The 20,408-nt window shown below is 44.9% G+C and carries 20 protein-coding genes; 5 read left to right on the top strand and 15 right to left on the bottom strand.

Translation table 11 applies throughout. The features are described from left to right. Window positions 1–83: 83 nt before the first annotated feature. Together EV212_RS07440 and EV212_RS07445 are read right to left on the bottom strand one after the other, a co-directional pair. Window positions 84–2,678, bottom strand: coding sequence for a YfhO family protein (locus EV212_RS07440; protein ID WP_132091174.1), 2,595 nt, complete (start codon window positions 2,676–2,678; stop codon window positions 84–86). Between the two features lies 1 nt (window position 2,679). Beyond that, on the bottom strand, window positions 2,680–3,192 hold the full coding sequence (locus EV212_RS07445) for a shikimate kinase (RefSeq protein WP_132091177.1): 513 nt from the start codon (window positions 3,190–3,192) through the stop codon (window positions 2,680–2,682). Between the two features lie 160 nt (window positions 3,193–3,352). On the opposite strand from EV212_RS07445, the gene EV212_RS07450 reads away from it, so the two are divergent. Then, complete coding sequence (locus EV212_RS07450; RefSeq protein WP_132091180.1) at window positions 3,353–4,540, top strand: DNA polymerase Y family protein; 1,188 nt, start codon at window positions 3,353–3,355, stop codon at window positions 4,538–4,540. 63 nt (window positions 4,541–4,603) lie between these two features. Here the strand turns inward: EV212_RS07450 and EV212_RS07455 are convergent, their stop codons facing one another. From EV212_RS07455 to EV212_RS07480, 6 genes are all read right to left on the bottom strand, one after another. Further along, the gene (locus EV212_RS07455) at window positions 4,604–5,188 is read right to left on the bottom strand and encodes a flavin reductase family protein (RefSeq protein WP_132091183.1); all 585 of its coding nucleotides are present in this window, start codon (window positions 5,186–5,188) and stop codon (window positions 4,604–4,606) included. Between the two features lie 5 nt (window positions 5,189–5,193). Then, entirely contained in the window at window positions 5,194–6,840 is a 1,647-nt protein-coding gene (locus EV212_RS07460; RefSeq protein ID WP_132091186.1) for a putative manganese-dependent inorganic diphosphatase, read from the bottom strand. 15 nt (window positions 6,841–6,855) lie between these two features. Then, window positions 6,856–8,577 (bottom strand): putative manganese-dependent inorganic diphosphatase, encoded by a 1,722-nt coding sequence (locus tag EV212_RS07465; RefSeq protein ID WP_132091189.1) that lies wholly within the window; start codon window positions 8,575–8,577, stop codon window positions 6,856–6,858. Window positions 8,578–8,697: 120 nt separating this feature from the next. Continuing rightward, complete coding sequence (locus EV212_RS07470) at window positions 8,698–10,047, bottom strand: glucose-6-phosphate isomerase (protein ID WP_132091193.1); 1,350 nt, start codon at window positions 10,045–10,047, stop codon at window positions 8,698–8,700. A gap of 84 nt (window positions 10,048–10,131) precedes the next feature. After that, window positions 10,132–10,854: a hypothetical protein gene (locus tag EV212_RS07475; RefSeq protein WP_132091196.1), complete on the bottom strand. Its 723-nt coding sequence runs from the start codon at window positions 10,852–10,854 to the stop codon at window positions 10,132–10,134. 86 nt (window positions 10,855–10,940) lie between these two features. Beyond that, window positions 10,941–11,639 carry a 5'-methylthioadenosine/adenosylhomocysteine nucleosidase gene (locus EV212_RS07480; protein WP_132091199.1) on the bottom strand — a complete coding sequence of 233 codons (699 nt, stop codon included), beginning with the start codon at window positions 11,637–11,639 and terminating at the stop codon, window positions 10,941–10,943. Between the two features lie 175 nt (window positions 11,640–11,814). Here EV212_RS07480 and EV212_RS07485 point away from each other — a divergent pair, with 175 nt between their 5' ends. Both EV212_RS07485 and EV212_RS07490 read left to right on the top strand, forming a co-directional pair. Continuing rightward, complete coding sequence (locus tag EV212_RS07485; protein ID WP_132091202.1) at window positions 11,815–12,075, top strand: TIGR03905 family TSCPD domain-containing protein; 261 nt, start codon at window positions 11,815–11,817, stop codon at window positions 12,073–12,075. 4 nt (window positions 12,076–12,079) lie between these two features. Then, the gene (locus EV212_RS07490) at window positions 12,080–13,165 is read left to right on the top strand and encodes an undecaprenyldiphospho-muramoylpentapeptide beta-N-acetylglucosaminyltransferase (protein WP_132091205.1); all 1,086 of its coding nucleotides are present in this window, start codon (window positions 12,080–12,082) and stop codon (window positions 13,163–13,165) included. A 131-nt stretch (window positions 13,166–13,296) separates the two neighbouring features. Here EV212_RS07490 and EV212_RS07495 read toward each other — a convergent pair whose 3' ends face one another. Next, window positions 13,297–13,971, bottom strand: a complete 675-nt coding sequence (locus tag EV212_RS07495) for a sensor histidine kinase (RefSeq protein ID WP_165873328.1) — start codon at window positions 13,969–13,971, stop codon at window positions 13,297–13,299. A gap of 200 nt (window positions 13,972–14,171) precedes the next feature. Here EV212_RS07495 and EV212_RS07500 point away from each other — a divergent pair, with 200 nt between their 5' ends. Together EV212_RS07500 and EV212_RS07505 are read left to right on the top strand one after the other, a co-directional pair. Next, the gene (locus EV212_RS07500; RefSeq protein WP_132091211.1) at window positions 14,172–14,591 is read left to right on the top strand and encodes an HIT family protein; all 420 of its coding nucleotides are present in this window, start codon (window positions 14,172–14,174) and stop codon (window positions 14,589–14,591) included. A gap of 19 nt (window positions 14,592–14,610) precedes the next feature. Beyond that, complete coding sequence (locus EV212_RS07505) at window positions 14,611–15,867, top strand: iron-containing alcohol dehydrogenase (protein WP_132091214.1); 1,257 nt, start codon at window positions 14,611–14,613, stop codon at window positions 15,865–15,867. Here the strand turns inward: EV212_RS07505 and EV212_RS07510 are convergent. From EV212_RS07510 to EV212_RS07535, 6 genes are all read right to left on the bottom strand, one after another. Then, window positions 15,864–16,955, bottom strand: coding sequence for a DUF6382 domain-containing protein (locus EV212_RS07510; RefSeq protein ID WP_165873329.1), 1,092 nt, complete (start codon window positions 16,953–16,955; stop codon window positions 15,864–15,866). The genes EV212_RS07505 and EV212_RS07510 overlap by 4 nt on opposite strands. Beyond that, window positions 16,945–17,424, bottom strand: a complete 480-nt coding sequence (locus EV212_RS07515; RefSeq protein ID WP_132091220.1) for a hypothetical protein — start codon at window positions 17,422–17,424, stop codon at window positions 16,945–16,947. The genes EV212_RS07510 and EV212_RS07515 overlap by 11 nt, the downstream gene beginning before the upstream one ends. Then, window positions 17,421–17,840 carry an A24 family peptidase gene (locus EV212_RS07520; RefSeq protein ID WP_132091223.1) on the bottom strand — a complete coding sequence of 140 codons (420 nt, stop codon included), beginning with the start codon at window positions 17,838–17,840 and terminating at the stop codon, window positions 17,421–17,423. The genes EV212_RS07515 and EV212_RS07520 overlap by 4 nt, the downstream gene beginning before the upstream one ends. A 2-nt stretch (window positions 17,841–17,842) precedes the next feature. Continuing rightward, window positions 17,843–18,658, bottom strand: a complete 816-nt coding sequence (locus tag EV212_RS07525; protein ID WP_132091226.1) for a TadE/TadG family type IV pilus assembly protein — start codon at window positions 18,656–18,658, stop codon at window positions 17,843–17,845. Between the two features lie 83 nt (window positions 18,659–18,741). After that, on the bottom strand, window positions 18,742–20,238 hold the full coding sequence (locus tag EV212_RS07530; RefSeq protein ID WP_132091229.1) for a DUF5702 domain-containing protein: 1,497 nt from the start codon (window positions 20,236–20,238) through the stop codon (window positions 18,742–18,744). Then, complete coding sequence (locus EV212_RS07535; RefSeq protein WP_132091232.1) at window positions 20,235–20,402, bottom strand: Flp1 family type IVb pilin; 168 nt, start codon at window positions 20,400–20,402, stop codon at window positions 20,235–20,237. Before EV212_RS07535 ends, EV212_RS07530 begins: the two co-directional genes overlap by 4 nt. Window positions 20,403–20,408 lie beyond the last annotated feature (6 nt).

The following is a 20,408-nucleotide window of genomic DNA, read 5'->3' on the forward strand; positions in this document are numbered from 1 at the left end:
CTCCGGGAATTTGTAAATTGGATTTTATAATTTCGTAAAATTTCCATCCATTTTTTACAAGTTCATTAATGTTTTTATAGCAATTATGCCAGAATATTTTCCATATTCTCACAATGGTTCATATCACTTTTCTCTTTCATATACATCAATATGAACAGAATTCCGGCAACACAGGTTAAGACCAGTCCCGGAATAAAGCCTTCCGGACAGTACTTCATCTCTATTCTATGTTCCCCTTCGGACAGGGAAATGCCGATAAAAGCATCTGCAATTTTTTCCGGTTCAACCCTCTCACCATCCACCGTTATGGTCCATCCTCTGTCGTAAGGAATTGATGTGAACATAACTCCATCCTGCACCGCGGTGATATTTCCGGAAAGTGAAGTCGACGTCACCTTATCCGTCACCCACCGCTGTTCCTTTAATTTATCATAAATCTGATAAAACACATCCATATCATGTTCCGCGGCAATGAGCTTGATGTTCCCCTTATCATAGGTATCGTCCAAATGGAAAATAAGGGTAACCGTTTCACCGGCTTCCACCTGACCCACATAGAAAATATGTCCATCTTCATCAGAATAGGATTTACTTTCCTGAGCCCGCATGACCTCCACCTTCGTGCAATGAGCCGCCTTAAAATACATATATAAATCCTGGCTCTTTTCCGAAGTATAAACATAAGTCACGGTGCCATCCACGCCATCCTCCGCCGTATAGGACCAGTCAGCCCAACTGTCCGTCGTCAGCTCACAACCTTCCGCCGTCCACTCCGGCAATCCGAAGTAACGGTAAGGCCGAAGTTCCTCACCAGTGGACGACATCGTCAGCTGATTCATCACCTCGAAAGGATTGGTCTTTTCATAATCCCACTGAAGGATATTTTCTGAAACCATGAATCCCAGCCCCAGAGCGCAATGATTCTGGTATAGATATCGATTCTCCGCAGTATCAATCCGGTCAAAGGTCCTTATCCTGTCTTTTTCATGGCTGCTGATCAGGTAATCAATATTCAAAAAAGCATCTGTCTCCGGCGTTGCTCCCTGATAACTGTATTTATTCGTCACTGCATAAAAGCCCAGACGTTTTGCCAAATGGTCCACACCCGCATTCGCTGTGGATGAAAACAAAGACATTCCCGGCAAATGATGCCAGGTGACATCATTCCGTCCCCGGCGTTCTTCCAGTTCTGCCCGGTAGAAGTTTTCGCCTTCTCTTTCTTCAATGATCTTTCTCAACTGATTTACAGCCTTCTGATCACTGTAATAATCTTTCCGGTTAACCGTTCCATTCATGCATAGGCCAAATGCACCATAGGCGCAGGCTTCGATCATCATCACTGCCAATAATCCGATTTCCAAAAACAGTTTCTTTTTCACCGGACCACAGATCAGGGTAAACCATACGCCATACAGGACCAACAGGACAATGTTTATGATCCACGTATACATTTCCAGTTCCACACGGCCGCTCCACCAGGAATATCCAAGGAATGCCAACCATCCGGCTGCCGGAAGTATCGCCGCCCACTTTGAACAGTCTTTCCGGTGCCTGTATCCTTCATAGCCCATCATCAAAAGCATAAAAATGTAGATAAATGAAAATCTTCCCGGCAATCCATTCGGAAAATGGAATCCGTGCCAGATGTAGGCCAGGTAATTTGTATTCAGGCTGACGAGCAAAAAGACAGTAACCAGCATCCGGACAATCTTTTCTCTCGTTTCTGTCTTTTTATTAAACAGATACATCGGCACAAGCAGAAGCATGGAAACACCACAGTACAGATTAAAATTACCCTCCAGACAAGTCGGTTCCACCGCTGTAAACTGCTGACAAAGCAGTTCAAAAATATTATGATAAAACTTCAATGTACTCGGAAAACTGCTGGATGCCGATTGACTGGCCATCAGGGCATACACCGTCGGCAGGAGCATGACCGCACCGAAAGCACCGCCAAGCAGTGAATAGCCGGCAAATCCAAGCATCCGGCGAAACTTCTTACCAGCGCCCACTTTCCGCGCACAACTTACCTCCATCAGTACATCCAGGCAGGCAAATATACAAATCATGATAGAAATGTAATAATTCGTAAAAATGCACAATGCTAATGAAGCGCCATACAGCCATCCACGGCCTTCATGAATCAAACGATGAATTCCAAGCATCACCATCGGAAACAAAACAATACAGTCCAGCCACATAATATTCCAGGCATATCCGATCACAAAGCTGCTCAGTGCATAACCGCATCCGAATACGGTGACTGCAAAACCATAGTGATGGAACCGTTTCCGAAGAAAATAAGCAAAACTCACTCCTGTGAGACCGATTTTTATGAAATAGATAAAGGAAAAGCATTCCATCACCATGCTTTTCGGAAAAATCAATAACAAAAGATTCAGTGGGCTCGCCAGATAATAGGCCACAACCGCCCAGAAATTCATACCGAGTCCGCCATTCCAACTGTAAAGCAGGCTGTCCAAATGCCGCCATTTGTACTGAAGCTCGGAAAAAAACGGCACATATTGATGATAGGAATCAATAATTGAAATCCCCCGATCCCCAAAAGGCCACATTCCCTGACAGATAAATGTCGTCACAGCAACTACAAATGGAATGATAAAGGCTAATATATACCAGATGTTTTTATGAAACCAAAATTTTGTCTTACCTCTCATGCTATCGTCTTACGCTGCCCTCCAACATATGTTCAATCGTCTTAACAACTTCCCGGATGCCCTTATCCCGCTCATCCACTGTAATATCCGCATACTTTTCATATAATGGCACCCTCTCATCATATAAATCCTTCAGGGTACTGCCGTTACGTATAGCGACACCCCGTTTCAGAAGATTTCCGAGCCGTTTCTCAAGATCGGCGTAAGGCACCTGAATATACACCACCGTTCCGATGGATTTTAAATGGGCCATTGCTTCTTCCCCATAAATCACACTGCCGCCGGTGGCGATCACTGTGTGATTCGTCTCAATCCGGGAGTTTACCTCATTTTCAACTTTCAGGAAACCATCGATCCCCGATGCATTAATAATTTCAAACAATCGCTTGCCCGTTTCTGCCTGAATCAATAAATCCGAATCTATAAAATCATAGCCAAGAACCTTTGCCAGCACAACGCCAACCGTACTTTTTCCCGCTCCGGGCATTCCAATCAAAATAATATTTTCTGCCATTGCATGTTCTCCTCTTTAATCTGCATTTACCCATTGTACCATTATCTTTGAAGATTCTCAACCATTTTACCATATGCTGCCCCGGGACTTTGTTTTGCCCGCATTGACCTGTGTAACGCCTTCGGCTATAATAGTTTTACGAAAGTAAAGGTGAATTTTCATGAAAACTATATTCTTTCATATTGACGTAAATTCAGCATTTTTAAGCTGGACGGCGATCCGCCTGCTGGCCGAAGGCGAAACTGTGGATATACGGACCATTCCGGCCGCTATCGGCGGTGATATGTCCAAACGCCGCGGTGTCATTCTTGCAAAATCCATTCCGGCAAAAGCATTTGGGATCACTACCGGGGAACCCATCACCGATGCCCTGAAAAAATGTCCGACACTCCGCATTATCCAGCCGGATCATACCTATTATCATGAATGCAGCCATCAAATGCTGAATCTTCTTGAAACCTATTCGCCGGATATCCGTCCTTATAGTATTGATGAATGTTTTATGTCCTATGTGCCTTTTAAAAACGGCGGTGAAACACCGGAGACCGCTGCCAACCACATCCGGGAACACATTCATAATGCGCTTGGTTTTACTGTTAATATCGGCATATCCACCAATAAACTGCTGGCAAAGATGGCCTCGGATTTTAAAAAGCCGGACCTTGTACATACTTTATTTCCGGAAGAAATTCCTCAGAAGATGTGGCCGCTGCCTGTCCGTGACCTTTTCATGGTCGGCCGCTCCTCCGCCCGGACACTGGAGCTTCTCGGTATTAAAACCATCGGCGACCTGGCTCATACCGATCCGTCCATTCTGACTTCCCACCTGAAGACCCACGGTCAGACCATCTGGGAATACGCCAACGGACTCGAATACACGCCCATCGACACACGACGCCATATCGCCAAAGGTATCGGGAATTCCACCACTCTGTCTTCCGACGTCATTGAGACCGCCGCTGCCAGAAAAGTACTCCTGTCCCTTTCCGAATCCGTTTCCCGACGTCTCCGGGATGCCCGACAGTGTGCCGGTATGATCAATGTGGAAATCAAATACAGTGATTTTTCGACGATTTCTCATCAGATGCAGCTTTTGTCTCCAAGTCAGAATGCAAATACACTTTATCAATACACCTGTCGGCTGTTTGATGAAGCCTGGAGCGGACAGCCAATCCGGCTGTTGGGTATACGAACCTCCAAGCTTTCCGACGCCGACGCTGTTCAGATGAATCTTTTTGACACGTCAGAAAACGCCAAACTCCAAAAGCTCGACAAAGCCCTGGATGATATTCGTAAAAAATACGGTAGGGATGCAATTGTCCGCGGAAGTTTTCTGAAAAATAAATAATAACGCAAAAAAAGGAGATGGCACCGAATAGACAAGCATCTACTCTGCATCATCTCCTTTAATTTATTTTTTCCCCTTTTTCGCCGGCTTTTTACGAACAGCATATCCAAATCCGCCCAGATGCCGTCCCAGCCCATAATACTGCCCATGAGAATACACCATCGGAGCCGCTTTCTCCAGATGAAACGTCCCCTTTTCATCCATATACTGTTCATCTACATAAACCGCCGTCACTTCCGCCATGAACATGTCATGACTGCCCAATTCCATCACATTGGTGACCCGGCATTCAATGGATACGGGGCTTTCTTCGATCATTGGCGCATATTGAAGTTCTCCCTGTACCGGCGTCAGTTTCATTTCCTTGAATTTATCCAAATCCCGACCGGAACGCACACCGCAGAAGTCGGCGGCCCACGCCAGCTTTTCCGTCGTCAGATTAATTACATATTCTCTTGTTTCCTGAATCATATGGTGGGAATGACGCTCCTTGCGAACAGATACATAGACCATGGGCGGATCGGAACAGACTGTTCCTGTCCACGCCGCTGTCATCACATTGATATTCCCTTTTTTGTCCCCACAACTGACGAGCACCGCCGGCAGAGGATAAACCATATTCCCCGGTTTCCACTTCTGTTTTGCCATAGTACCTACTCCTGTAATGTTCCAACCATTTTTGGAATAAACTGTTTCTTTCTCGAAACCATATTGTCAACAAACACACTGTCTCCATCCTTTGTCACTGAAACGCCAAAGCATCTGGAAGCCACCGAGAGTGCCGCTTCATCCGAACAGAGTACTAGCGTAGACTCGTCAAGAATATTGGTGAGCATAAAGAAAATCATATCCAGTCCGTGTTCTGCCTTCGCCTTTGGAAGCATGTTAGACAGACGGGCATGAATTTTCTTTAATTCCCGGGCGTCGAGAGATGTTATCTGTCCCACGCCAAACTGGGTATCACCTGCTGAAAATTTCTTGAAATCCTGATAGAAGATATCCGCATCGGATTTGCTCTTTAAGTCGCTTCCGGCCTCAAACATCTGCATGCCGTATTCTTCCACATCAATACCGGCAATTTTGGCCAGAGTTTCCGCAGCCATACGATCCAGAGGTGTGCAGGTCGGAGAACGGTATAACAGCGTATCGGAAATTATGGCAGAACACATGAGCCCTGCGATATTCGCCGGAATGTCTACTTTATTCTCCCGATACATCAAATAAATGATCGTCGATGTGCATCCCACCGGCTGACACCGGAAAAATACCGGTTTCATACTCTGAACATATCCAAGCTTATGATGATCTACAATTTCCATAATCTCGCAGTCAAATATACCGTCCACAGCCTGCCCGGCTTCATTGTGATCGACCAGTGCTACTTTCTTTTTGTCCAGATCAATGAGATTGTGACGAGTAAACATGCCAACAACCTTTCCCTGATTTGTCACGATCGGAAATGCACGATGACGGTTCTTAGCCATAACTTCCTTTACATCGTCAATAAAATCATCCTTTTTGAAGGTCTTCATATCCTTCACCATAAAATGGCTGATAGCCATACTCTGGTTGATCAAACGGGCCGCGATAAAGGTATCATAAGGTGTTCGAATGATCGTGCAATGACGTTCCTCCGCCAGTTTCAAAATCGTATCGTTTGGCTGGGTATTCATGCTGATGATGAGGCATCCCGCATTCATCTCAATGGCACAGAGCTGTGACTCATAACGGTCTCCCAGCATGACCATGTCTCCGTCCTCAATATATTCTTCCATCAAATCCGGATTGGCCGCCGCGATCAATATCTTGCCCTTTTCCACGATGCCTTCCGGGTCTCCGACAAGCATCTCCCCATCCAGCGTTTCCAGAATGTTCTTATAAGGTGTCCGGTTTTCTGAGAGCACCCGGCTATCATAAACACCCATATAGGTTTTTGCAATATCACCTTTAGTAATCAAACCCAGAAGTTTTTTATCATCATCCACAATCGTCAATGTGGATACCTTTTCTTCCTGAAGCCGCTGCCAGGCTTCACGGATGGACATATCCGGCCGTCCACTGTAAGACGGCGAAATCTGCACATCCTTCACCTGGGTGCGCACATCCTGCATATAAATCGGAACCTCTGCCTGAAATCTTTCCAACACAAAAGCAGTCTCCGAATTAATCTCTCCGGCCCGGGCCGGTACATAATTCATTCCGGTCACATTTTTCCGCAGATAAGCATAGGCAATAGCGGAGCAAATAGAATCTGTGTCCGGATGTTTATGTCCAATGACGTAAATTTTTTCCTTTTTCATTTCTGCACCCTCCTGCTACTGCTGCAATACCGCGGTCAACTTTGGTATTAACTGTTTCTTTCTGGATACCATGCCTTCCAGATCAATATAGTTCGCCTCTGCCTCCTTGTGGAAACTGTTTTCAACAAGCATTTTGGCATCATTTCCCACAAAAAGAAGCCGTGTCGACTCTTTCAATATATCTGTCAGCATAAAGAAAATCATCGGAATTCCGGTTTCATTCATGGCTGACTCCATGTAAGCCAGCAGTCGATCCTGAACACTTAAGAGTTCCTCATGATTCATAGACGTAATCTGCCCGACACCATAAGGTGTGTCACTGGCAACAAATTTCTTGTAATCCTGATAGAAAATCTCCGAATCTGCCTTCTTTCTGAGCTGGCTGCCTTCCTCGAACATCTTCATGGCAAACTTTTCGATATCAATTTCTGCAATTTCCGCCAGATGTTCAGCCACCATTTTGTCCATCTCCGTACAAGTCGGCGAACGGAACATTAGTGTATCCGAAAGAATTGCCGCACACAAAATTCCGGCAATTTCTTTTGAAACCGGGATCTGATTTTCCATGTACATTTCATAGACGATCGTGGCCGTACATCCTACCGGTTCATTACGCACCTTGACTGGACGGATGGTTTCTACCGTACCGAGTTTATGATGGTCGATAATCTCCATAACTTCTGCCTCATCCACACCATCGGCCGCCTGATCCACCTCGTTATGGTCCACAAGAATAACTTTTTTTGTGTTCATATCGATCAGTGTACGCCGTGAGATCATTCCTGTATAACGTCCCTCGTCATCTACGATAAGGAAATCCCGATGCCGCTTATTCAGCATAATTGGTTTAATATCCGCAACATAATCACTTTCTTTGAAAGAAATAATCCCCTCTTTAATCATGAAATAGCTGACAGGAATACTCTGATTGATAGAACGGGTCACGGTATATGTATCCGCCGGCGTACAGATAACTGCACAGCCGTTTTCCTCCGCCAGCTTACAGATCGTCCGTGAAGCCTTGGCCCCATCGCAGATAATGATACAGGACGCTCGATTTTCAATGGCGCTCAGTTGAGCTTCATACCGGTTTCCAAGAATGACCAGGTCATCTTCTTTTATAAATTCATCGATCACACTCAATGTGGCTGTCGAAACCACCAGCTTGCCCTTCATCAGACGTTTTTCGGCATCCCCCACAACCAGTTCTCCCTTTAATGTCTCAAGGATATTTGCAATCGGTGTACATGCTTCCGATAAAATCTGATTATCCAACACAGACATATAGGCACCCGCAATATCAGATATCGTGATCAGTCCCTGAAGTTTTCTGTCATCATCGACCACCGCCAGTGTAGAGGTCTCTGACTGACGCATGATTTCCCAGGCTTTCTTCAACGAATAGTCCGCAGCAATTCCCGGAATACGCCGGATATTGATATCCGCCACCTGAGTCCGGATAGCACTCATATACACCGGTACTTTCTGCTGAAACTTTCTCAGGACATAATTCGTTTCCGTGTTGATCTGTCCGGCTCTGGCCGGTACATAGACCGCATTTGCCCTCTCCTCACCTTCAACGAGAAAATCCTGATACTGCTCCACAGACTCTCCCTGATGCATTCTGACGAGAATTTCATTTTTGAGTGAGGCATAGGCAATCGCCGAACACACCGAATCTGTGTCCGGATTCTTATGTCCGATGACATAGACTTCCTTTTGTCTCTTTTCTTCCATAGTCATACTTCTCCTTTTAATCAACCTAAGCGTATTTTAGCATATATACACCGAATCCATCGTATTTTTTTCAAAACAAAAGCTCTGCCCGGATTTCCGGACAGAGCTTGTCGATCATACTTACAGACGTTTCAACAACGCTTCTGTCAAATCCTCATATCCTGGTTTTCCAAGAAGCGCAAACATATTTTTCTTATAGCTTTCAACGCCCGGCTGATTAAACGGATTCACACCGAGAACATATCCGCTGATACCGCAGGCGAATTCATAAAAATAGAACAATTCGCCGAGATAGAATTCATTCTGTTCCGGAATATGCACCATCAGGTTCGGGACATTGCCGTCCGTATGTGCAAGTGCCGTACCGTTCATTGCACTCTTATTGATGAAATCCACATTCTTTCCGGCCAGATAGTTCAGGCCGTCCAGGTCTACCGGCTCTTCTTCAATCAAAATCTCATGTTTCGGAGTTTCCACTTCCAGAACAGTTTCAAACATAATACGGGAACCATCCTGAATAAACTGTCCCATGGAATGCAAATCTGCTGTCAGTGTAACAGAAGCCGGGAAAATACCCCTTTGATCTTTACCTTCGCTTTCTCCGTAAAGCTGTTTCCACCACTCGCCGATATATAAAAGCGATGGTTCGTAACTACAGGTAATCTCTATAGATTTTCCTTTACGAAGGAGGATATTACGAATAGCCGCATACTGTAAAGAATCATTTTCTTCAAATTCATTTTCAAGACAACGCTTTCTCGCGCTGGCCGCACCGGCCATCAACTGGTCAATGTCCGCGCCGCTGACTGCGATTGGCAGAAGTCCTACAGCTGTCAGCACGGAAAAACGTCCGCCCACATCATCCGGCACAACAAAGGTCTCATAGCCTTCCTCTGTGGCCAGATTCTTTAAAGCTCCCCTGGCCTTGTCCGTCGTACAGTAAATACGTTTGGCAGCTTCTTCCTTGCCGTATTTCCTTTCGATCAGTTTCTTGAAAACCCGAAAAGCTACTGCTGGTTCAGTCGTTGTTCCAGATTTTGAAATCATATTGATCGAGAAATCTCTGTCTCCGATCACATCAATCAGATTACTGATATATGAACTGCTCAGGTTGTTCCCAACAAAATAAATCTCCGGAGTCTTACGCTGTTCTTTTGGCAATATATTGTAAAAATTATGCTGTAAAAATTCAATCGCTGCTCTTGCTCCCAGGTAGGATCCCCCAATGCCAATCACAAGCAATACTTCCGAATCACTCTGAATCCTGGCTGCAGCTTTTTTAATCCTTGCAAATTCTTCCTTGTCATAATCTACAGGGAGGTCAATCCAGCCCAGGAAATCATTGCCTGCTCCCGTTTTGCTAACGAGAACTTCCTTGGCATCCCCAACCAGTTTTTTCATCAATTCAACTTCATCCGCACGAATAAATGGTGATGTTTTCGAATAATCAAATGTAACCCCTTTTGCCATTTCGTTTACCTCCATTAGTATTTAAATATTCTTATCTATTATAATACCAAAATGACCACATTTTATCAATAATTTAACAATTTTTCAACACAAAAATTCTTTCAGGACATCTTCCACGATCTTCGCATCTACCGCATCATTTTTCCGGTTTAAATCACTTTCTTCGTTAAATCCGTCATAATAATACTGGCTGTTTCTCTCTTTGCGCCGGCCAGTCCCCGTAGCTGCGATCTCCTGCAGCGCCCGCTTATACTGCTCTGGCGCCACCTGCCCGGCCTGATCTTTATAATCCTGAGCCAGCTTATTGCTGAGATAGTTGTCCACATAATCAGAAATGCTGTTTGTCAGCAGGGTCTCTTTCGCCCTGAAATCCATAAATATGAAAAGTCCGCCCAGAATGACCGTTCCCATAACGGATACTCCGAAAATGATGGATATTCGATAGAGTTCTTCTCCCCGTGTCCACCGATACATCAGATTACCGCCGCCGACAGCAAGCATCGCCGTCATTATCAGATAAGGCAGCCGGCTCCAGCTCTGAAGTGAAAAAGGGCCTATGCGGAATTTTTTTATGTAGCGCCCGATCAGTGCCTGTGTATCCTCCGGACGCATACCGATTTTGTAATAGCTCGTCACTTTCAGTTTAATGTATTTAATCAATCGCTGATTGGAGGTTCCCATCAAATCAGCTTCGCGTATCAGTCTTTTGTAAATTCTTCCTGTCATCCATAAGGTAAATAATCCGGCCGCCAGCAGTATGGCTTCCGCATACATTGGAATACCCTGTCCCAAAAACCAGTTTCTCATTTTTGTGAACTCCTTTCATTGATTAAGATAGTTCCATTATAATATCAATGAAAAGACAAAATCTATTCAAATTGGTCGGGCATATTTTACATATTTCTCAATATTCCTGTCACCAGATGCACCGTATGCTCAATTGCTCTCATCTCAAATTCACTGTAATCCATTTCCGCACTGCCATCGGCCTTATCAGAAATTGCCCGGATAATAATAAAAGGAACCTGATTCAACCATGCTGCCTGAGCAATCGCCGCCCCCTCCATCTCTGTACAGTAACCTCCAAACATCTGAATCAGCCGTTCCTTTACATCATGGTCCGAAATAAATTGATCGCCGCTGACAACCCGTCCCCGGAAAACCTGAATATCCGGATTGACCTCCCGGCAGATTTTTTCCGCCAGATCCACCAACGCCTCGTCCGCTTTAAATACCGATGTCTCCATCCGTGGAATCACTCCGGGTTCATAGCCAAATCCCGTTGCGTCCATATCATGCTGGAGCGTGTCCACCGAAAGCACAATGTCACCAATATTAATGGCATTTTTCAGGCTTCCGGCCACGCCAGTATTAATAATCATTTCCGACTGGAAAATATCACAGAGAATCTGGGTACAGATGGCCGCGTTAACCTTTCCAATACCGCTGCGGACAACGATCACGGACTGGTTCTCGCAGATGCCACGGCAAAATTCCATCCCCGCAATGGTCCGTACTTCCTGAATCTCCATCATTTCTTTTAAAACGGCCACTTCCTCTTCCATGGCCCCGATAATTCCTATTTTTTTCATATTTGATCATCTCCTGATTCTAACTTGCTTTTACTATAATAACACAAACCCATTCCTGCGAGAAGTTCTAAATTTTATCGTTCCACCTCAAAAGAACTTCAAAATTTCACTGGCCTATATATATCGCTTCTGCTATAATAGGGTGGAAATAAATTTAAGAATAGGAGTGATTTACATGCGGCACTTAAATAAACATACATGTTCCAGAGCTGTGGACTTTGAAGTAGAAAACGGCATTATTACTAATTGTCAGTTCATCGGTGGGTGTGATGGAAATACGAAAGGCGTTGCAGCTCTCGTTGTCGGACGTCCGGTAGATGATGTTATCCAGCTTCTTTCCGGTATTGACTGCAACGGCCGTGGCACATCCTGTCCGGACCAGTTGGCCAAAGCATTGCAGGAGTATAAAAACTCCGCTTCTGCTCAGGAGGTCTGAAAAGATGAAGAAAATCGTCCTGACCGGCGGAGGTACAGCCGGACACGTTACACCGAATATTGCTCTGATGCCCGCACTGAAAAAAGACGGTTATCAGATTTCCTACATTGGTTCCTACGACGGAATCGAACGACGGCTGATCGAGGAATTAAACGTTCCGTATTATGGAATTTCCTCCGGAAAACTCCGTCGATACTTTGATGTCAAAAATTTTACGGACCCATTTAAAGTTGTCAAAGGCTATTTTGAAGCCCGGAAGATTTTAAAAAAGCTGAAACCGGATGTGATCTTCTCAAAGGGTGGCTTTGTGAGCGTTCCTGTAGTTTTGGCCGCAAAAAGCTGCAAAATCCCAGCCATTATCCATGAATCGGATATGACCCCCGGACTGGCAAACAAACTGGCCATTCCTTCCGCATATAAAATCTGCCACAATTTTCCGGAGACTGCAGACAATCTGCCCGAGGGCAAAGCCGTTCTTTCCGGCTCACCGATCCGTCAGGAGCTCCTGACCGGAAATCGTTTCAAAGGCCTTCAGCTCTGCGGATTTAATGATGAAAAACCAGTAATTCTGGTCATCGGCGGAAGTCTTGGCGCCGCTGCTATCAACGAAGCTGTTCGCAAAGCCCTTCCCGTTCTTCTGCCTTCTTACCAGATTATCCATGTCTGTGGAAAAGGAAAGGTGGATGCAGCCATCAAAAACTGTCCGGGATATATTCAATTCGACTATGTCAAGGATGAGTTGAGCGATTTACTTGCAGCTGCTGACCTGGTCATTTCCCGTGCCGGTTCCAATGCCATCTGCGAATTTCTGGCTCTGAATAAGCCAAATATTTTAATTCCTCTGCCAGCAGGTGCCAGCCGCGGTGACCAGATTCTAAACGCCGCCTCTTTTGAAAAACAAGGCTTCAGCTATCTGCTTCCGGAAGAAATGGTAACGGATGAATCTCTGTCCAAGGCGGTCAACGAAGTTTTTGAAAACCGTGAGACATATATCCAGGCTATGAGATCAAATACGGCATCCAACGCGATTGACATTATTGTAAATTTGTGTGACGAAGCCGTCAAAAGTCGAAAAAAACGAAAAAAATAAAAACATTCATTAATCCTTATCGCACCCAGCCTGACGGAGCGTACATCCCGAATGGGTAAAAAATTCGGCGTCCTTTTTCCATACACTTTTATGTAAGAGAAAGGGCGCCCTTTAATTTTTCCGGCGGCCAATTACATATCTGCTGCTTTTTCCGCTGGTGTCAATGGGAAAATCAGAATAAATTTGGTTCCGATTCCCGGTTTTGAGTATACCTGTACGGCACCTCCGTGAGCGTTCATAATATTTTTAACAATTGTCAGTCCAAGGCCGGTGCCATCTGATTTATATGTTACAAAAGGTTCAAAAATTGTTGATAAACGACAGCCATCCATACCACTTCCCGAATCACTGACCGTGACTACCAGCCGATTCCAGCGCGATTTCACATCAATAACAATCTGATCCCCACTCTGAGTTGCTTCCAGTGCATTTTTTATCAGATTGATAAAAACCTCCCGGATTTTCAGAGAATCTCCCATAATAAATTTTTCATCTGTTTCAAAATTCAATGATAATTCTTTTGTCTGCGACTGGGTTGTGGAATAAAATGATGACACAATATTTGTCAGAAATTGTCGAATATCGATTTGAGAATAGTGAAGAGTTTGGCTTGAATTTAATGAAGACAATTCAGAAAGTAACTGGGACATATAATTAATATCCAAAAGTAATTGGGGCCACAGAGGATCATTGGTTACCTCCGGGTAATGATTTCCAATGAGTTGAAGTGTGCTGTGAATTAAAGTCAGCGGATTCCTGAGCTCATGAGAAATCGTCGACAGGGAAAGCACCGGCTGTTCGTGCATAAAGGTCTTCCTTTCTGATTTTTTTTCCAATTTACCATAATTTATGCGTGGAATCAAATATAATTGGCTGACATTTCCCGACATGATGCGGCACAGGCATTTAAATTTATTTTCAATTCGGAATAGACATTTTTGATAAGGTGAACTATTATTAAAGTATCCCGATAGTTTATACTGTTAAGATTGGAGGATTCTGAATAATGAATAATGATTGCATTTTTTGTAAAATAGCCAACGGGGAAATTCCTTCCTCAACCGTTTATGAAGATGAGATGTTCCGGGTCATACTGGATTTATCACCGGCTACAAAGGGACACGCCCTCATTCTTCCAAAAAAGCATATGGCCAACATTTTTGAAATGGACGAAGTAACCGCTGAAAAAGTCTTTGTTCTTGCTTCACGTATTGCCAAAGCTATGAAGGAAGCGTTGAACTGTGACGGACTTAACATCGTTCAGAATAATGGTGAAATTGCCGGTCAGACCGTTTTTCATTTCCATATGCACATTATTCCGCGCTATAATGATGACGGCCAGCATATTAACTGGGTTCCAGGCACATCGGAAGCAGCTGAAAGAGATGCTATTGCTCAACAGATTAAAATCTTTTTAAACAAATAGGCAGGGAGAGACTTCACTCATGAAAATTAATCTTGGAGAAATCAGCAGCCTGTGCGGCAAGGATTCTGAGAATCACCCCTTTATCCGGGGCATGTGGATTGAACCCGGTGCTATTTCCAAAATAAAGGGCATTATGCAAAAAGAAGGCTGGCAGGAGCCTGTTATCATTTGCGACCAAAATACCTATTTTGCCGGAGATCTGCTTCTGGAAAATATGGACAACTATGACTTGATCTGTCTGGACCCGGAGGATCTGGCTGCTGATGAACGCAGTGTTTCTCTCGCTCAAAATAAGATTCCGGCAACAGCGGACTGTATGATTGCTCTTGGCAGCGTGACCATTCATGATATTACACGTTACCTCAGCTGGCAGTACCATCTGCCATTTATCTCCGTACCGACAGCGGCCAGCGGAGAAGGATATACTACATGTATATCTGCGGTTGTCCGCAAAGGAGTCAAAGGTAATGTCATTGCCTCTGCCCCAACCTATCTGTTTGCAGACACAGATATTTTTGCGGCAGTGCCGCAGCGATTGACCGCCGCTGGTTTCAGTGATCTGATGGGTAATTACATCGCCCTGGCAGATGCACAGATTTCTGCCGTCGTAACTGGCTCCGGCTTTAATCATGAACTCTATCATACCGAAGTTATGCTTATGCAACAGGTGATTGAACAGATTGACAATCTGGCTGCCGGCGATCCTTCCAGCTGCGAACAATTACTGTATGCTCTGATTTTGCCTGATATGGAAATTGGTTTTTATGAGGCTGCAAGACCGCTGATGGGAGCTGAACACCATCTGTCCCGCTATCTGGACATCTCTGTAAAACAGCCAAAGTTGAACGCCGTCCACGGAGAAAAAGTCGGTGTGGGTACATTGCTCTGTCTTAAAGCCTATGAATCTTTCCGGACAGCTCTGGAAAAACGGCAGCTTATTCCGGTCAAACATTTTCCCTCAGCTGCAAGAGAAATTCAAAAAGGCTTCCAGGACGAAGAAGTCTGTGCATCTGTCGCCTCGCTGAACACTCCCGATCCTATGGCAAACATCACCAGCGAACAAGTCCTTCAGCACCGCAAAGAGATTCTCGATATTCTTGGAGAACTTCCATCAGCAGTTTACCTTGAAACCTGCTTTCAGAAAATGGGCTGTAAAATCCATATCGAGGAACTTGGTATCCAGGACAATATCATCCGGGAGGCCATGACATATGCACCTTATGTGTCCCGAGATATCACGCTGCTTCGTTTAATGAAATTATTCGAAAACTTTTAACACCACTGGCAGATGAATTCCAAGTCTGCCAGTTTTAATATATCTCCTGTATTTAATGTGTAGGCCTTTCCCGGCGTCAGGCGTTCATCGTTTCGGTAGGTTCCATTTGCCGAACTCATATCAACGACTCTTACTTCCCGGATGTGGCCTTCGAGCCGGGCATGAATCCGGCTGATTTTCGTGCAATCCAGACAAGCATCTGTCTCATCTGCATTCCTCCCCAATAAAAATGGGAAGTTATCCACTCGGATCACTGGCATTTCTGTTTCTGCCGTCGGAATTAGTACAAATGTTTTTTTTATTTCTGATACCGGGTTCAATGCCTCCGAAACACCTTCAAGCATGGGGCAGGTATCCGCTCCGACGCCTGTATGATCATAAAATCCATCGCATATATCCGAATTTCTTTCCTTGTTTCCAAACATCATCATTTTTATCTTTTCTACCAGATGATATATCCATTTCCATCTGACATTTTCTCCGACCGGCTCCGCCGCCCATGTTCCGATTTCTTCCTGAACCACCGCAGCATCTGGTTCCGACGGCGTACAATCCATATCCAGGATATCCATAAGCTCCTCCGCCGAACAATTCTCGCCATGGACTTTCTGATAAAATGTATACGCCCATAAAACAGCTTTTTCATTAGAATAATCCACATAGTTAAGCCACTCCTCCGATAATTTTTCCATTTGTCGCCAAAAATTCTCTCCATATCCCGGTATATAAACATAGGCCCACTCACTGCCGGCGCCAAAAATATAGTCCATCTCCACAACCAGATTCGACGGGTCCAGAAGATACTCGTCCACGATTCCCATCAGCCGTACAAGTGATTGTATAAAACAGGCAATATGTTCGCAGTCCATCCGACCACCAGCCAGTGATTCCAGATAGGATGACTGATGATTCAATATATACATAAGTCCCTTCTCGTCATTTTCCTCAATTTCGTAAAAGCAGAGCAATCCGGGAATGGACTGCCTGCGCAGCAATATTTCCTCATATCTTTCTCCATAATGCCCCTCACGATTTACCCATAGATATGTATTTTTTAAATCTCTACTCCGACAATGTTCACGATTCATCGGTTTCATCCTCCTGATTTTTTTCATTTATTCGAGGTAAATCTCTGCTCCGAAAGACCACAGATGAGGCTTTCACTTTGCATGGGATGTCATATTTTCCAATCTGAAAGTCGGTCTGTATTTCCACTTGCACCTCCCTTCCCGAAAGACTCTGTGATGCCCGAATGTTGCGCAGCTCTCCGCAAAAAAGCCGTCCCTGAAGCATACGGCATCCCATATCTTCAATAACGCCAAAATCGACTGTTCCTCCCTGCTTCATCAACTCATAATCCACCTCCCGAATTTCCGGATGAAGATATCGTCCGGCCCAAAGGCTTCCATATCTGGACAGTTTATCTGCCGTACTCTGTATAACAGCCCGATCGTGCCCATAAAATCCAAACAATATGACCAATCCTGTGACCAGACATATAATACTGATAATTAATGTTCCTTCCACGGTATATCTTCCACGTCCTTTCCATTTCATAACAACCACGCTCCCACATAACCAATAGCTAAAAACGGCACGCAAGCCACTTTGGACTTTTTGTGGAGCTTCCCGAATATCATCATTCCGACCGAAAAAATAAAAATCAGAGTTGCGGTAACGGCCAGCATCCGGCCGCAAAAATTTATGCCCTCCAACAGCCCAATACCGCCGATCAAAAAACTATCACCTGCGCCTATACAATCACCAAACAACTTTCCTGCCAGGAAACAGACTACTCCTGGAAGTCCCCCGATCAACCAGGCAGCATCCAACATATCCCCCGATACCACTCTGGCAATCATACCGACGAGAATCAGACACACTCCCGGAAAAAGCTGGATTTGTTGTGTTTTTATGTCTCTGTAAATGGGATAAGACACCAATAACATACTGCATATATGCTTTGCGTCCATTTCTATTCACCTCCCCCACTGCAACGACTGCACGGCGTGCATCCGCCCATAACAGCCTCTTCCATTGTCATCCTCTGAACATTGCGTTTCAGTCCGCTGCAGCCCAGACGGCAATGATAACACTCTCCCGACTCTGTCACATAATATGTAGTACCTGTGTCCGATCCGCTCCGGACACACCTTTCACATGGCGGATACTTTTTTGCCTCATCCGCTCCAACCATATAGATTTTCAACTGGATATGACTGCACATCCGGTCTTCATGATACACACGCCCATATTCGGTCACATAGACATTTTCATGAATCTCTTCCATCCCCGAAAAATCTGTATCCTGAGAATAACCGGTCCAGGCCCGGATAAAAACAGAATTTTTCATAGGGATTCCCGGAATCGGAATAATCCCTTCCAGAATCTCCACGCGATACTTTACATGAAACTCCAGCCATTCATTGCCTTCCAGTATTCTGGAATTTGAAAAATCATACCCTGACACGGAACAAACACCTCCGGTTTCCAAAAAGTCCAGTGATTTAATATCCAGCCAGGCTCTCAATATTCCACTGTCGCGGACAATCTCTTCATTTTCTCCTGCTTCCACAGCCAGTTCGAAAGCAGTCTCTGTCAGACACTGCTGAAGGACTTCATGAACCTTTACGGCCGATGTCAGCGACACAAAGGCCATCCACACAAAAAACACGATTGGAAATACCAATGCCGCTTCCACTGTCATACTTCCCGGAAGAGGGTGACGACAGAATGCCTTTTGAACACGGAGTGTGTATGTGTTTTTTATATGGTTTTTATTGACATCCATTTTTTGCAAAGCAGGTATCGCCTTTTCGTTTATAGTTTTTTGTAAACGTGTCCAAAAAGACATTCCACCCTCACCCCCTTCTTTCAGTAAGACAACGCAGCCTGTGCCTTATATCCCATCCCATGACCAATTTCACAATAAAATGTGGCCTGTACTCCATAAATACATTGAGCCATTCGGAACTGCGGATATTGGGGCAACAGACGGATGTTTTTCTCCATGAGATGGGTCATTCTCCGATACTTTACATCCCGATTCATAAGCATCAAAAACATCTGTAGATATCCCTGATAGTCTATACCCTCCCCACCATTGTTTCCATCCAGTGCGTGCCCGTTGAGCCGGAGCATCTGTTCCCAGGACAGATACCATGTCGTCTCGTCTTTCATCAGTGGAATCTTTCCGCCTTTTAAAAGAGTTCGGCAATCTGCCAGAGATTCTGCAAAGGCCCAGACAGCTTTCAGAAGAAATGCAACAACCTCTGTAAACTGTGGGAGCAACAATGCTGTCGATAGTGCCATTGCTGTCTGTTGGACCGCCAGCCCTTTCTCCCCGGACAAAAGGATATGAGAGAGATTCATTACACTTCGAAATGCTAATAGCTTCCACAATACAGTCTTTAAATTCTCACTGTCACTGTCATTACCTGCCAGAATATATTCCACCTCATAGGCCAGTACCCGCCCATGTTTTATCCGGCTCTCTGCAGTCGCTGCATGATCAAAAACCTCCATGATATACAACTGAACCGCTCCGTCTTCCACTATTCCACGAAGCCCTGTCTCCGGTGCCAGGATACCATCCCACTTTTCTAACAATCTCTGAATATTGGCATCGTCCTTAAAATCAATGTGCTCATGAATTTTTTGCCCTGCTTCTGGAAAAGAGACATCTGTCATTGGGCACCTCTTCCCGGACAGGGCAAAATTCTCCGGACAGGCGGCGGCCAGAATGCCCTGATTCCAGATTTCAGCAACAAAATCTCTTGGATCCGTTACCGGCTCTCTGTCACTGTTTTCCACGTTCTGCTGTCCGGATTCCGTCGGTTCTTTTGGGGCCTGAGCCGCATTCTCCCGTTTTTGGTTCAGGCTCGCAGAAGCCTCGTCATTTTTTATCTTCCACTGCTCCATAATGTATTCGATGCCGGACGAAACCGCCGTTTCCGCGCGATTCAAAGTAATTTCTCTCAAAAAGAAATCCCAGTCCCCGTCGATTAAAAACGTGAAAATCGGTTCTTCCAGGATCGCCGCACCTGTCCCGGTTCCTCCATAAGAACTTTTCATGTTTTCTTCAAAAACACTGCAAAGCTGTTCTTCCAGCCATTCCTCCTGAAATGCACTTTGTCCGAAACCACCATCCACAGCCAGTATCTGATAATAATCTCTGAGTGGCCGATGATATCCGGCCAGAAAACTTTCCACACTTAAACAGGCTGCCCGTTCCGCATCTGCCTGACATGTATAAAATAGCGCCGAACGGTACTGGGCCATCAGTAAACTTACAACAACCAAAAACAACAGTGTCATAAATACCGTGACCTGTCCCTCCGCTTTTCTGACAATACGCTTACAACCTGTCATATTCCGGCGCTCTGACTTGTTATCCGGCTGAAAATATCATTGACCAGCGCTGTCAACTGGGATTTGAAAATCAATACGAGACCAATCAATACGACCAATATTAAAATCATTTCCACAACACCGATACCGGCTTCATCATTCAAAAAATCCTTCCATAATTTCATATTGTA

This window comes from Frisingicoccus caecimuris, assembly GCF_004340975.1.
Classification (GTDB): Bacteria; Bacillota; Clostridia; order Lachnospirales; family Lachnospiraceae; genus Frisingicoccus; species Frisingicoccus caecimuris.

Coding starts and splice junctions, on each gene's coding strand:
- EV212_RS07440 (WP_132091174.1), bottom strand. CDS start 2,678: ATGAGAGGTAAGACAAAATTTTGGTTTCATAAAAACATCTGGTATATA.
- EV212_RS07445 (WP_132091177.1), bottom strand. CDS start 3,192: ATGGCAGAAAATATTATTTTGATTGGAATGCCCGGAGCGGGAAAAAGT.
- EV212_RS07450 (WP_132091180.1), top strand. CDS start 3,353: ATGAAAACTATATTCTTTCATATTGACGTAAATTCAGCATTTTTAAGC.
- EV212_RS07455 (WP_132091183.1), bottom strand. CDS start 5,188: ATGGCAAAACAGAAGTGGAAACCGGGGAATATGGTTTATCCTCTGCCG.
- EV212_RS07460 (WP_132091186.1), bottom strand. CDS start 6,840: ATGAAAAAGGAAAAAATTTACGTCATTGGACATAAACATCCGGACACA.
- EV212_RS07465 (WP_132091189.1), bottom strand. CDS start 8,577: ATGGAAGAAAAGAGACAAAAGGAAGTCTATGTCATCGGACATAAGAAT.
- EV212_RS07470 (WP_132091193.1), bottom strand. CDS start 10,047: ATGGCAAAAGGGGTTACATTTGATTATTCGAAAACATCACCATTTATT.
- EV212_RS07475 (WP_132091196.1), bottom strand. CDS start 10,854: ATGAGAAACTGGTTTTTGGGACAGGGTATTCCAATGTATGCGGAAGCC.
- EV212_RS07480 (WP_132091199.1), bottom strand. CDS start 11,639: ATGAAAAAAATAGGAATTATCGGGGCCATGGAAGAGGAAGTGGCCGTT.
- EV212_RS07485 (WP_132091202.1), top strand. CDS start 11,815: ATGCGGCACTTAAATAAACATACATGTTCCAGAGCTGTGGACTTTGAA.
- EV212_RS07490 (WP_132091205.1), top strand. CDS start 12,080: ATGAAGAAAATCGTCCTGACCGGCGGAGGTACAGCCGGACACGTTACA.
- EV212_RS07495 (WP_165873328.1), bottom strand. CDS start 13,971: ATGCACGAACAGCCGGTGCTTTCCCTGTCGACGATTTCTCATGAGCTC.
- EV212_RS07500 (WP_132091211.1), top strand. CDS start 14,172: ATGAATAATGATTGCATTTTTTGTAAAATAGCCAACGGGGAAATTCCT.
- EV212_RS07505 (WP_132091214.1), top strand. CDS start 14,611: ATGAAAATTAATCTTGGAGAAATCAGCAGCCTGTGCGGCAAGGATTCT.
- EV212_RS07510 (WP_165873329.1), bottom strand. CDS start 16,955: ATGAATCGTGAACATTGTCGGAGTAGAGATTTAAAAAATACATATCTA.
- EV212_RS07515 (WP_132091220.1), bottom strand. CDS start 17,424: ATGAAATGGAAAGGACGTGGAAGATATACCGTGGAAGGAACATTAATT.
- EV212_RS07520 (WP_132091223.1), bottom strand. CDS start 17,840: ATGGACGCAAAGCATATATGCAGTATGTTATTGGTGTCTTATCCCATT.
- EV212_RS07525 (WP_132091226.1), bottom strand. CDS start 18,658: ATGGATGTCAATAAAAACCATATAAAAAACACATACACACTCCGTGTT.
- EV212_RS07530 (WP_132091229.1), bottom strand. CDS start 20,238: ATGACAGGTTGTAAGCGTATTGTCAGAAAAGCGGAGGGACAGGTCACG.
- EV212_RS07535 (WP_132091232.1), bottom strand. CDS start 20,402: ATGAAATTATGGAAGGATTTTTTGAATGATGAAGCCGGTATCGGTGTT.